Here is a 12,743-nt window from a genome sequence, read left to right as displayed (position 1 = left end):
TTCCAGGTGCGGGCCTCGCGCGGCACACACGATGTCCGTGTCGCCGGACGGGTGACGATGCTCGCCGGGTGGCTCATGGTGGCCGCGTGCCTGGTCTACGCGCTCGCCGCCGGTCTTCCGGCCTGGGCGGCGATCGTGATCCTCATCGTCGGCATGATCGCGCACACCTTCGCCGAGATCCTGTCTCAGGCCGGAGCATGGGGACTCAGCTTCGAGTTGGCCGATCCGGTGCGCGCGGGCGCCTATCAGGGTGTGTTCGGCATGGGCTTCTCGGTCGGCGCTCTCGCCTCTCCCATTGTCGTGAACGCCACCGCGATCACGCACGGCTTCGTGGGGTGGGCGATGCTCGCCGGGATCTTCCTCGCAGCGGCCGTCGGCATCTGGCTGATCGCGCGCCGCGCCGCGGCATCCGCTCCGGCACCGTCATCCGCCGCCTAGTGCGAGCCATCCGCCTGACGCGCTAACCCGCCGGGGTCAGCACGAGCGTGTGCTGCGCGGCCGCATCCACCGCCTTCTTCGAGAACGCCCAGGGCTTCTGCGTGCCCGCTGCCCAGTCGGCGGTCTGGTCGGTGTAGTGCTCGTCGAACGCGTGGCCTGAGGCACCGGTCAGGTGGATCCAGGTCGACGCATCGAAGTCCGACAGGTCGACCACCATGCGCATCGAGGGCACGGTGGTGGTGGCGTACGAGGTGCCGAGCTCCCAGCCGGTGGCGTTGACCACCGAGGCTCCGCCGCCGACCGCGTAGGGCCCGCGGTTGAAGAGCGCCTCAATGGGCGCGATGCCCGAGGCGCCGAGGGTGTCGCTCGTGAGGGTGATGGCGTGCAGGTCGCCCCAGTTCCATCCGGCGACGGCCTCGCCCTGCAAGGCGGCCAGCTCGTCGTACGCCTCTTCGGCCGAGAGGGCGAGCATCTCGTCCATCGAGCCGACGTCGATGGACGAGTTGGTCCACAGAGGGTCGCTCGGGTCGTCGAGCAGGTCGCCGACCACGGTGAACAGTCGGCCCTGACCGTCGATCGGCAGCGGTTCGTCGCGCTCGGCGAAGAGGTTCTGCACGAGGTTCGACCACAGCACGTTCGCGTATGCGGCGGCGGCCGATGCCGCTTCGTTCTGGGCATCCCACGCGCGCAGCAGCTCGACGGCCTCCTTCGTCCCGACACCCGAGACCTCGACATCGCCCATCGCGGCGGCGAGGCGCTTGCCGATCCACATCTCGCTGTCCATCTGGATGTCGCGCATGTCCTGCGCGGTCAGTGGTGCGGCCGCCGCCCGCCGCTCGATCAGGTGCGCGATGCGCGCGGCGCGGTAGCCGTAGTCCCAGTCGCGCGAGAGGAAGTAGGGGTAGTCGTCGGTGACGATCGCGTTGTTGGCGGTGACGATGTACCCCGACGTGGGGTTGTACGACACGGGCAGGTCGGCGAAGGGGATGAATCCGGTCCAGTCGTAGCTGCTGTCCCAGCCCGGCTGCGGCATCCATCCGTCGCCCGCACCCCGGATCGGGAGTCGCCCCGGCGTCTGGTACCCGATGTTGCCGTCGGTGTCGGCGTAGATGAGGTTCTGCGCGGGCACGTCGAACAGCGAGGCCGCGTATCGGAACTCGTCGAAGTCCTGCGCGGTCGACAGGGCGAAGATCGCCGTCGCGGCCGTGCCGGGGTCGAGGGCCGTCCACCGCAGACTGACCGCATACTCCGAGCCGTCATCGGACGCAGCGGCGCCGGGAGCAGCGCCGCTCGCACCGCCCGCGGCGAGACCCGGCTCGGGGTCGTCGGCGATCGCGGTGAAGTCGTCGGTGAGACCCGAGATGATGGGGCCGTGCACGGTCGAGCGGATGGTGAGCTCGATGTCGTCGCCGCCGGCGACCTTGATCGTCTCGGTGCGCTGCTCGAGCGGCACGAGGGCTCCGTCGCGCCAGTACTGGTCGCCCTCGATCCGCTCGACGTAGAGGTCGGTGACGTCGGTGGTCAGATTCGTGAAGCCCCACGCCACGTGCTGGTTGTGGCCGATGACGATGCCGGGGAGTCCCGAGAACGAGAAGCCGCCCACATCGAACGGGCAGTCGTCGGTGACCTCGCTGCACTTGAGCTGCACCTGGTACCAGACCGACGGCAGGGATGCGCCGAGGTGAGGGTCGTTGGCGAGCAACGGCATGCCGCTCTCGGTCAGGTCTCCTGACACCACCCAGGAGTTCGAGCCGATCCCCTCGCCGACATCGCCCACCAGCACGCTCGCGGCTTCGATGACGTCGGATGCCTCCTGCCATTCGATGGTCGTCGCGGCCTGCTGCATCTCGCCGTCGTTCGCGTCGCTGGTGAAGGCGGCGGGCTCGGCATCCGTCTCGAGAGCGGGAACGGTCGAGATCTTCGGGACGATCACCGGATGCTCGTCGAACGGATACACGGGGTAGAGCTTCTCGAGGGTCGCATCGGTCTGAGTGGGCTCAGCGCCCTGGGCGAGCTGGGCGGCGAGCAGCGCACGCTCGGTCTCGTCCTCGACATTGCCGCGGAGGTCCCATGCCATGGCCTTCAGCCAGGCGACCGAATCGGCCGGTTCCCAGGGCTCGGGAGCGTAGTCGGGGTTCTGTATGCCCAGAACGGCATACTCGAGTGAAAGCTCCGATCCGGAGCGCGAGGAGAGGTAGGCGTTCACCCCGTCGGCATACGCCTCGTAGTAGCCGAGGGTGACGTCGTCCATCGCCTCGACCTCGGCCTCGGCGACCTCGCGCCAGCCGAGCGTGCGAAGGAACGCATCCGTTCCGGCCTGCGATTCGCCGAATATCTCGGCCACGCGGCCCGAGGTCACATGCCGCCGGAAGTCCATCTCGAAGAAGCGGTCCTGCGCGTGCACGAAGCCCTCGGCGTAGAAGAGGTCGTGCGTCGAGTCGGCGGTGATGGTCGGGATGCCGCGGTCATCGCGCTGCACCGTGACCTGGGCCTGCAGCCCGTCGAGCGGCAGGGTGCCGTCTGTCTGCGGGAACGACCGCTGGATCGTCCAGGTGACGAAGAACGCGGCGGCCACGGCGAGCACCACTATCGCGGCCACGACGAGGAAGGCGATGCGGCCGATGCGGGCACCCAGTGAGGCGCGCGAAGGCTCGGCGAAATCAGGCGAATCGGTTGTCATCTTCGAGAACACTTTCGGGCGAGATGGTGGAACTCAGTCCCAGAGAGTCCCAGAGTGCGTCCCAGAGGACGCACTCTCGGAATACTACCCACAACCCGCCCGCCAGGGGCGTGTTCTCGTGCGGTCGTGCTCAGCCGATCAGGCTCGGCTGCAGGTCGCGCAGCGTGCGTCGATGCGTCATCCGCGTCACCCCGATCGCCGCGAGCAGCAGCGCACCGACGAGCCAGATGCCGAGCACCACGAGATCCCACCCGGCTCTCCCCAGGTTTCCCCCGTACATCAGCTGCCGCATCGCATCGACGACGTAGCCGAGCGGCAGCACGTGATGGAGCGCTGCGAGGGGTGCAGGAAGAGTCTGCCAGGGGAAGGTGCCGCCCGCCGTCACCAGCTGCAGCACCATCAGCACGAGTCCGAGGAACTGCCCCACCGAGCCGAGCCAGACGTTCAGCGCCAGGATGATGGCCGCGAACGTCGCCGACGCGAAGATCATCACGCCGAGCGTGCCTATCGGGTTGTCGAAGGTGAAGCCGAGGGTGATCGCGAGGATGCCCATGAGCCCGAGCATCTGCACGGCACCGAGCATCGCCGGGGTCAGCCAGCCTGCCAGGGTGACGCGGATCGGGGAGTGCAGTGCGGTCACCGCTCGGCGCGAGATCGGCTTGACGATGAGGAACAGCGCGTAGATGCCGATCCAGGCCGACAGGGCGGCGAAGAACGGGGCGAGGCCTGCGCCGTAGTCCTCGGCGGAGGCGACCTTGTCGCTCGAGACCTTGACGGGGTCGGCGATCGTGTCGGCCTGCTGGGTGCGCAGCTCGGGGGTGGATGACGGGATCTGCTCGACCCCTTCGGCCAGGCCGTCGCGCAGCTCGGCGGTGCCGGAGGCGAGGGTGTCGAGTCCGTCGCGCAGCTGCGCCGCGCCGTCGTTCGCGGCTGCGGCGCCCGTTGCGACGGTCTTCGCGCCCGAGGCGAGTTCGGACGCGCCGGATGCCACCGAGGCTGCGCCATCGGCGAGCTGATCGACCTTGTCGACCGCGTTCTGCACCGTCGAGTTGCCCTCTTCGAGCCGGGTGCCGAGCGGGTCGAGGGTGGCCAGGACCTCGTCGATCTCGGCCTGCGTCAGACCCTGATCGGTGAGCACGGTCGTGATGTCCTCGCGCACCTGCGGAAGCGCGTTCGTCGCCTGCTGCACGGCGGAGCCCGCGCGGTCGGCGATGTCGGCCAGCTGGCGGTTGCCGTCACTGACCTGCTGGGCACCGGATGCGAGGGTCGTCGCACCGCTGGCGAGCTGAGAGGTACCGGCCGCGAGCTTGTCCGTGCCGTCGGCGAGCGTCGCGCTGCCTGTGGCCGCGGTGTTCGCACCGTCGGTCAGCTGGGTCGCGCCGTCGACCGCAGTGACGAGGTTGTCGCGCACCTCGCTGAGCCCCGTGAGCAGCCGCTCGGCCGCCTCGCTGCCGACCATCTCGGCGACGGAGCTGCGGATCTTCTCGACCGCCTGCGTGCCCATGGAGGAGGCGAGATAGTTGTTGGCGTCATTCGTCTCGAGCTCGATGCGCGCCTGATGCGGATCGTCGCCGGCGGCGGACGTCAGTGCGGCCGAGAAGTCGGCGGGGATCGTGACGGTGAAGTCGACGGTGCCCTCGCGCAGAGCATCCGAGGCCTCGTCCGCCGACATGCGCTGCCAGTCGAAGGCGTTGCCGTCGATGAGGTTGTCGGCGACGTCCTCGCCGTAGTTCACGGTCTCGCCGGTGGCGGCATCCGTTCCCGTCGTCGGGGTGGCTGCGCCCTCGTCGTCGACGACCAGGGCGACCGGGACGTCGGGGAACTTGGCGTAGGGGTCTTGATTCGCCCAGAGGTACAGGCCGCCGTAGAGGATCGGCACGCACACGAGCGCGATCAGGGCGATGATGCCCATCCGGCTCGCGGTGAGGCGCCGCAGTTCGGCGGCGATCATGGCGGGAACCTTCATCGCTCGCCTCCGTTCTCGGTCGTGTCCGGGGTGGTGTCTGGGGCTGTGTCGGGTGGAGAACCCAGCGATGTGGATGCTGCATCGGGGTGATCGTCGTCGACACGGGGCGCCTCTGACAGGTCGCCTGGGATCTCGGCCTCGGCCTCGGCCTCTGGTTCAGGGTCGGCCTCTGGCTCGGCCTCAGGGTCTGCCTCGGCCTCAGGGGCGGCGGGCCTGTCGAGCACGAGGGGCTCGATCGGACCCGAGGCGTTGATGGCCTCGAGCTCGTGCATCCGCTCGAGGGCGACCGCCGCGGAGCCGCCGATGATGACGAGCATCGCGTAGCCGCGGTCGGCGAACTCCGAGGCGATGCGCCACCACCCGTCGGGGCTGCCGCCGTGGCGGTCGGGCGAGACGAGTACGACCCCCTCGGTGCCCTCGCGCAGGATCGCCAGCTCGCAGAGGATGCGCACCCGTGCGGCCGGATCGACGGTGCCGATCGGCGCCCCCGACAGCTCGCCGAACCCGAGGTTGGTGAGCCAGCGGCGGGCGTGCAGGGGTGTTGCGCCGACGCCGGCGAACATGAGCTCTTCGCCCACGACTCCCGCGAGCGTGATGTCGGCGTGCGGGTCGCTGACGTCGGGGGCGTCGACGAGCGCGATCGTGCGGCGCAGCATCCGGTTGTCGGTCGAGCCGTCGATCGTGACGCGTCCGGTGTCTGGACGCATGCGTCCGCTGGCGATCAGGCCGAGGACGCTCGGACGCTGCTCGGTCTCTGCGAGCGCGAAGCGCACGGCGCCGCTGTGGAACTCGAGGCTCGTCGTGGGCAGGGCCTGGCCGCCGCGACCTTTGCTGACTTCGTGCAGTGTGACTCTCATGCGCTGACCTCCTGAGGAGTGACGATGTCGGGATGCGCGGTCAGAAGGTCATCGGCTTCGCGCCACGAGAGGCCGGCGATGCTGAGCAGCGTGCGCACGGCGAGGTCTGCAGCCCCGATGCTCGAGGCATCCGTGCGCGCGACGACCGTGCGTGCGACCTCTTCGATGAGGCGCGCGAGAGTGGGGGCCGCGGGGTCGGTGCGGAAGCTGCCGTCGTCCTGACCGCGTCTGGCGAGCGCGGCGACGGTGCGGCGGAGGGGGGCGAGGGCGTCGGCGGTGTGCTCGACGTGCGCCTCGTCGAGGGCGAGCGCGGCGGCGACCTGCACGTGAGCGGCCTCCTGCCAGAGCCGTGCGGCGAGACGGGCGAGTGCGATGCGGGAGTCGGTGTCGGTCACGGATTCGGCGATCGCGTTGAAGCGCTGGGCGCCGACCGAGATCAGCTCGCGGATCAGCGCCTCGCGGTCGTCGAAGTGGCCGTAGAGGGTGCGGCGAGAGAGGCCGGCGCTGCGTGCGATGACGTCGATCGATGCGCGCGGGTCGGTGGCGAGGGTGGCGCGGGCCGCGTCGAGGATTCCGGCGCGGTTCTCGACGGAATCGCGGCGGGGAGGACGGGCTGTCATGCACTCATCGTACTTAATGTGCACAGCAGTGTGCAAGATAACTCGGAAGACTCACAGGGTCGGCGCTGGTCGGCGCTGGCGGGCGTTCACAATTCAGCAAGGATCGACGCTCAGGGGCTAAGCGGCACAATTCGGAGCCCAATCGCGAGGATCGTGCTGAGTTGTGAACGGGCCGGCCTCCGCAACTCCGGAGGAGTGGGCCGCAACACTGACGAAACGGGCCGCTCTGAGCACATTCCCCGTCGGCATCCGGAGTCATGGAGCGAAGCCTCCGGGCATAGACGCAAGAAGGGGGCGGATGCCGCAGCACCCGCCCCCTTCTTCAGAACCTAAGGTCAGTCGAGGCCCGAGTCGAAGGCCGCGCCCTCGGATGCCGTGTCGACCGCGTCGGCGAGGTTCTCGTCGGCTGCGGAGACCGATCCCTCGATCGAGCCCGTGATCTCGCCGGACTCGCCGGCGGTGACGCTGCCGACCAGTTCGCCGGTCGCTCCGCCCACGAGGCCGAGACCTGCGTACTGCTCGAGACGTGCACGCGAGTCTGCGATGTCGAGGTTGCGCATGGTCAGCTGCCCGATGCGGTCGACCGGCCCGAAGGCGGCATCGCCGACGCGCTCCATCGAGAGCTTCTCGGGTCCGTACGACAGGTTGGGCGAAGTGGTGTCGAGGATCGTCCAGTCGTCACCGCGGCGCAGGCGGATCGTGACCGTGCCCGAGATCGTCAGGCCGACCCAGCGCTGGATCGATTCGCGCAGCATGAGCGACTGCGGCTCGAGCCAGCGTCCTTCGTACATGAGCCGACCGAGGCGGCGACCCTGTTCGTGGTACGTCGCGAGGGTGTCTTCGTTCAGGATGCCGTTGACGAGGCGCTCGTACGCGATGAAGAGCAGCGCCATCGCCGGGGCCTCGTAGATGCCGCGCGACTTCGCCTCGATGATGCGGTTCTCGATCTGGTCGCTCATGCCCAGGCCGTGGCGACCGCCGATGGTGTTCGCCTCCTGCACCAGGGCGACGGGGTCGGAGTACTCGACGCCGTTGATGGCGACCGGTCGTCCGGCCTCGAACGTGACGGAGACGTCTTCGGTCTCGATCGCGACCGAGGGGTCCCAGAACTTCACGCCCATGATGGGGTCGACGGTCTCGAGCGAGACGTCGAGGTGCTCGAGGGTCTTGGCCTCGTGGGTGGCACCCCAGATGTTGGCGTCGGTCGAGTACGCCTTCTCGACCGGGTCGCGGTAGGGGAAGTCCTGGGCGACGAGCCATTCGCTCATCTCTTTGCGGCCGCCGAGCTCGGTGACGAAGTCGGCATCGAGCCACGGCTTGTACACGCGCAGACGCGGGTTGGCGAGAAGGCCGTAGCGGTAGAACCGCTCGATGTCGTTGCCCTTGTAGGTCGAGCCGTCGCCCCAGATGTCGACGCCGTCTTCCTTCATGGCGCGCACCAGCAGCGTGCCGGTGACAGCACGGCCGAGGGGAGTGGTGTTGAAGTAGGTGCGTCCGCCGGAGCGGATGTGGAAGGCGCCGCACGAGAGGGCGACCAGGCCCTCTTCGACCAGGGCGGTCTTGCAGTCGATCAGGCGCGAGGCCTCGGCGCCGTACTCGAGCGCGCGGCCCGGGATCGACTCGATGTCGTCTTCGTCGTACTGCCCGAGATCACCGGTGTACGTGTACGGGACGGCGCCCTTGTCGCGCATCCACGCGACGGCGACGGAGGTGTCGAGTCCTCCGGAGAAGGCGATGCCGACGCGCTCGCCGACGGGAAGTGACTGGAGGACCTTGGACATGGTTCCCAGTCTATCGGCGGCGTGTCGGCTGTTTCGGACGCCGGTGAGAGCCGCTGCCGCTGCGGTCGCGACGTCGGTGGTGGCAGAGTGGCCCTGAAGGAGGCAGCACATGGGCGCAGCCGTACTGTGGGGCATCGTCGCGGCGTCGCCCCTGTTCGTCGGAGCCGCGCTCGCTCTGCTGCGCATCTGGCCGCCGCGGTGGCTCGGCATCGTGCTGGGATTCGGCGCGGGCGCGCTGATGGCCTCGATCGCGTTCGAGCTGTGGGAGGAGGGGCTCGACCTCGCCGGCCCCGTCCCGCTCGTGATCGGCGTCGCGGCCGGTGCGCTGGCGTACTTCACCGCGGACAGGATCCTCGATGCCCGTGCGGCGAAGTCGAAGGATCAGGGCGCCGGGGCGCCGCTCGCGCTCGGCGCGCTGCTCGACGGCATCCCGGAGCAGCTGGTGCTCGGCATCGGCCTCGCATCCGGCGAACCGGTGAGCATCGCCCTCGTCGTCGCGATCGTCGTCTCGAACCTGCCGGAGTCGATCGGCTCGGCCGCAGATCTGCTGAAGGGCGGAATGGCCAAGTCGCGCGTGCTGCTGCTGTGGGCGGGCATCGCCGTGATCTGTGCGCTCGCGACGGTCGCCGGATTCGGACTCGCGAGTGCGACCGGAGACGATTTCCGCGCAGGTGCGAGCGGATTCGCGGCCGGCGCCCTGCTCGTCATGCTGGTCGACTCGATGGTCCCTGATGCGCAGGAGAAGGCGAAGCAGCTCACGGGCCTCGCGACGGTGCTCGGATTCGCGCTCGCCGCGGGTCTGTCGCTCGCGAGCTGATCCCCCTCATGACGCGGTGACGGCCGTAATTCTGATGTGCCGTCATACGTGGCGTCGTGACCTTCGAGCCGCGCTCCGACCGATGAGCCCGATGTCGATCGTGCACGTCGCGTCGGCAACGGGGGCAGGACTCACTGGAACCCGGGGTACTCCTGCAGCTTCTCCTCGAACTCCGCGCGGTCGGCTTCGCTGAGCACCGCACTGGCGATGACCACCATCTGCAGCCCTTCGAGCGGTTCCCCCGTGCGGGCGTTCTGCGCTTCGCGCGTCTTCAGGAAGTCGCCGGACGGATCGTTCGAGAGGTCGTAGATGTTCGCGTAGAACCGCATCGGGTCGGGGTAGTTCTCGGTGTAGTACTCCCAGGTGTGCTGATCACGCGGGTCGTCGCTGCCGTAGAGCTTCTCGATCATCGACGGATCGATCCCCGAGTACTCGCCGTTGAACGAATACAGCGACGGCAGGCCGTGCTCGGCGACCACCGAGTCGATCACGGCCATCACCTCGACCTTGACGCTGTAGTCCTGGATCGGCTCGGTCGTCGCCCACCCGACCGAGGTGTACTCGATCAGCATCGACTCGCCGCCGTAGCCGTTGCGCTCCGGCCGCAGGTCTTCATCGCCGACCTGCACCCACTCGTACCCGAACTCCGCCGTGATGCGCTCGCGAATGTCGGCGAAGAGGCTGTCGGCTTCTGCCTGCACCTCTTCGAGAGACTGCTGCGCCAGGGCATTCTGAGGATCCGTGCCCTTGATGCCGGGGTACGCCTCTTCATGCTTCTGCTCGTCGGTCTTCATGCCGTCGTAGCTGCCCGAGGCCGAGGTCTGCAGGGCGCTCATGCCGCCGACGGTGGCGACGTTGAAGACGAGGGTGATCGCCAGCCCGACGGCCGCGAGTGTGCGGCCTCGGGCGGTGAAGAGGGCTCCGACGATCACGGCGACGACCACGAGCTGCAGCGTCAGCATCGTGACACCGTAGAGGGTGTCGGTCGCGCCCACGGCGAGCGTGATCAGCAGGATCAGCGCGAACAGGATGCCCGCGACGAGCGCGACCCACCCGAGGGCGTTGGCCGGCTTCTTGTCGGTGACCCCGCCGGCAGCACCGCCCGCACCGGCAGAGCCGTCGAATGCCGTCGCCGTGGGGGCGCCGGGCGTCGAGGTGGTGCCCGACGCGGGCGCGCCCGGCGGCACGATGGGCCACGACTGTCGGCGCGCGTTCCGATAGCCGCCGGGGGGCGGCACCGGCGGCGCGCCCTCAGTGCCGGCGACGTAGCGCGCCCGCTGCCTCTCGTGATCCATCACCATGGCTTGTCCGTCCCCGAGCCGCCACCGTCGTCGCCCTGCTGCTGATCGCGCTCCTGCGTTCCCTGCTCGAGCTTGTCCTTCAACTCGTCGAGCTTGTCGTCCGACGGCTGCGGCTCGGGCTCCTCCTGCGGCTGCTCCTCTTCGGGCGGAGCCTCCTGCTCGCTCTGCTGCTTCTGCTTGAGCCGGTCTTCGAGCTCGTCGGTGCTCTGCTGCATGTCGCGGTCGGGGTCGGACGACTGCTCCTGCGCCTCGTCGCTGTCGCACTCGTCGGGCATCGCGGTGGTCACGGCGAGAGCCTCACCGAACAACTCGGCCGCGGCCGCGCCGTCACCGTCGCTGCGCGCCGCATCGCCCATCCGCTCGATCACGAGCGCCAGGTTGATGCTCACCGTGCACACCTCGAGGCCGGTGGCCAGGTCGAGCGACTCCTCGAGCTTCGCGCGGGCCTCCGGCAGCTTCTCGGCGCCGGCGAGGGCCGTGCCGACGTTGAAAGGGGCCTTGAACGGCTCGAACCAGTTGACGAACTCCTGTCCGCGGGCTGACGCCTCGGAGCCGGCGTAGTCGTCGGCGACGTACGCCGTGATCGACTGGTGCGCGAACGCGTACATGCTGAGGATCTTGCCGACGAAAAGCAGGGCCGCGAGCGTGAGCGGCAGGGTTCCGATCGCGATCCAGCGGCGGATGCGACGGCGCCGCCTGTTCGAGGCGAGCAGCGCCGCAGCGGCCGATGCCTTGGGGTCATCGGGAGCGCCTGGCGTCGCGCCCGGCTTCGTCGTCAGATCGGTCATGCGGCACCTCCGTCGGTCGGCCGCTTCGCTCGGCGCGAGGTCGATCCTCGGGGCGAGGTCGGCGCTCGCAGCAGGCGCAGTCGGGCGACGAGCATGCTCGCCCTCGTGAGTTCCACGCCGAGCAGAGCGACCACGACGAGGGCGGCGATCCAATACAGCTCGGTCACGTTGCCCACCGAGCCCGACTCGGCGTACGAGGTGGTGGTCGACGGAGCCTCGGGCAGCGTGATCGCGGCATCCGCAGTGCGGTGCTGGTACTCGACACCCAGTTCTGCGGCGATCGTCTCGAGGTTCCCCTCGTCGATGACCGACAGGGCGTCCGCCCCTTCGTACTGGATGTACTCGCTCGACGACCCGCCGAGGCTTCCGGTGGTGAGCGTCATCGGCCCGCCCTCTGCGGTGCCGTAGCCGAGCACGGCCCCGGCATCCGTGTACTTCTCGCTGCCGTCGAACGGTTCGGGGGCCGAGGTGACCGTCTGCTCTCCGTCGCCGAAGTAGAACACCATGCGCGAGCGGTCGGGCGAGGCCTCGGCGGCGCCGGCGAGGGTGTCGGTGAGCAGCTGATTCGCGATGCCGATCGAGCTGCCGCGCGACTGGCTCGTCACCTCGGGTCGCAGCACCTCGAGCGATGAGACGAGGGCCGTGGTGTCGGTCGTGAGGGGCATGCGCAGATCGGCCGACGCATCGAAGGTGATCAGCGCGAAGCGGGCGCCGGGATACTCGTCGACGATCGCCTGCACGTCGGCGCGGACGCCGTCGAGGCGCGGCTTGTCGCCGTCCCAGTCCTCGGCCACGATGCTCGCGGTGGTGTCGACCACGAGCACGATGTCGGTGTCGGTCGCGAGGGTCTGGGTCGCTCCTCCAGGGATGCCCGGGCGCAGGAACATGAAGAAGCAGGCGAACAGCATGACGAGGCGCATCGCCCACAGCGCCCTGCCCCGGCCCTTCGCCTTCGTGAGCGCGATCACGGCGAGAGCAGCCACGGGCACGCGCAGCAGCACGAGCAGGAAGATGTTGAGGACGGGCTGGAAGATCACAGTCTCACCCTCCACAGCACGACGACGAACGAGAGCATCGAGACCAGCAGCACCACGATCCAGAGGTTCGGGGTGTCGGTCCACACCACCTGCGCCTGGCCTTTCAGCGCGGTCGCCTCCTGCTGCTTCACCTGCTCGACGATGTCGCCGACGGTCGTCGTCTCGCGCAGGCCGTAGGCCTGGCCGCCGGTCGTCTCGGCCGCCTTCGCCAGCTCGGCGCTCACGTCGGCATCCTTGCCCTGCACCGGGTTGAGCGCGAACACCCGCACGCCGATCGACTTCGCATAGGCCGCGGCCTCGTCGAGGGTCACGATCGAGGCTCCGTTGACCTCGTTGTCGGTGGCGAAGATGATCGACCGCGAGCGCTCGTCGTCGGGGTGGTCGAACGCCATCTCGCCCGCGGCCAGGCCGTCGCCGATCAACGAGGCGCCGTTGCCGTTGAGCGTCCCGACCCAGTG

General features: G+C 69.0%; 9 protein-coding genes and 2 pseudogenes. 2 read left to right on the top strand and 9 right to left on the bottom strand.

All coding sequences use genetic code 11. The annotated features are described in order from the left end of the window. Positions 1-438 (top strand): annotated as a pseudogene (locus J7E68_RS04270) (MFS transporter); the annotation flags it as partial. Positions 439-460: 22 nt separating this feature from the next. Here J7E68_RS04270 and J7E68_RS04265 read toward each other — a convergent pair. The 5 genes from J7E68_RS04265 to argG all read right to left on the bottom strand — a co-directional run bounded on the left by J7E68_RS04265 (position 461) and on the right by argG (position 8,342). Then, on the bottom strand, positions 461-3,118 hold the full coding sequence (locus tag J7E68_RS04265) for a penicillin acylase family protein (RefSeq protein ID WP_215170166.1): 2,658 nt from the start codon (positions 3,116-3,118) through the stop codon (positions 461-463). 130 nt (positions 3,119-3,248) lie between these two features. Continuing rightward, positions 3,249-5,084: a YhgE/Pip family protein gene (locus J7E68_RS04260; protein WP_215170164.1), complete on the bottom strand. Its 1,836-nt coding sequence runs from the start codon at positions 5,082-5,084 to the stop codon at positions 3,249-3,251. Then, positions 5,081-5,941, bottom strand: coding sequence for a hypothetical protein (locus J7E68_RS04255; RefSeq protein WP_215170162.1), 861 nt, complete (start codon positions 5,939-5,941; stop codon positions 5,081-5,083). The genes J7E68_RS04260 and J7E68_RS04255 overlap by 4 nt, the downstream gene beginning before the upstream one ends. Then, positions 5,938-6,561, bottom strand: coding sequence for a TetR/AcrR family transcriptional regulator (locus J7E68_RS04250; protein WP_215170160.1), 624 nt, complete (start codon positions 6,559-6,561; stop codon positions 5,938-5,940). The genes J7E68_RS04255 and J7E68_RS04250 overlap by 4 nt, the downstream gene beginning before the upstream one ends. Before the next feature lie 335 nt (positions 6,562-6,896). Beyond that, positions 6,897-8,342, bottom strand: a complete 1,446-nt coding sequence (gene argG / locus J7E68_RS04245; protein WP_215170158.1) for an argininosuccinate synthase — start codon at positions 8,340-8,342, stop codon at positions 6,897-6,899. Between the two features lie 109 nt (positions 8,343-8,451). On the opposite strand from argG, the gene J7E68_RS04240 reads away from it, so the two are divergent. After that, positions 8,452-9,159 carry a hypothetical protein gene (locus J7E68_RS04240; RefSeq protein WP_215170156.1) on the top strand — a complete coding sequence of 236 codons (708 nt, stop codon included), beginning with the start codon at positions 8,452-8,454 and terminating at the stop codon, positions 9,157-9,159. A gap of 131 nt (positions 9,160-9,290) precedes the next feature. Here the strand turns inward: J7E68_RS04240 and J7E68_RS04235 are convergent, their stop codons facing one another. The 4 genes and pseudogenes from J7E68_RS04235 to J7E68_RS04220 form a co-directional block, all read right to left on the bottom strand. Further along, on the bottom strand, positions 9,291-10,460 hold the full coding sequence (locus J7E68_RS04235) for a hypothetical protein (protein WP_215170154.1): 1,170 nt from the start codon (positions 10,458-10,460) through the stop codon (positions 9,291-9,293). Beyond that, on the bottom strand, positions 10,454-11,248 hold the full coding sequence (locus J7E68_RS04230) for a tetratricopeptide repeat protein (protein WP_215170152.1): 795 nt from the start codon (positions 11,246-11,248) through the stop codon (positions 10,454-10,456). Before J7E68_RS04230 ends, J7E68_RS04235 begins: the two co-directional genes overlap by 7 nt. After that, entirely contained in the window at positions 11,245-12,285 is a 1,041-nt protein-coding gene (locus J7E68_RS04225) for a VWA domain-containing protein (protein WP_215170150.1), read from the bottom strand. Before J7E68_RS04225 ends, J7E68_RS04230 begins: the two co-directional genes overlap by 4 nt. Continuing rightward, a pseudogene (locus tag J7E68_RS04220) lies at positions 12,282-12,743 on the bottom strand (hypothetical protein); the annotation flags it as partial. The pseudogene J7E68_RS04220 and the gene J7E68_RS04225, both read right to left, overlap by 4 nt.

It is taken from the genome of Microbacterium sp. ISL-103, assembly GCF_018613995.1.
Lineage (GTDB): Bacteria > Actinomycetota > Actinomycetes > Actinomycetales > Microbacteriaceae > Microbacterium.
This window is presented reverse-complemented; position numbering and strand designations above follow the sequence as displayed.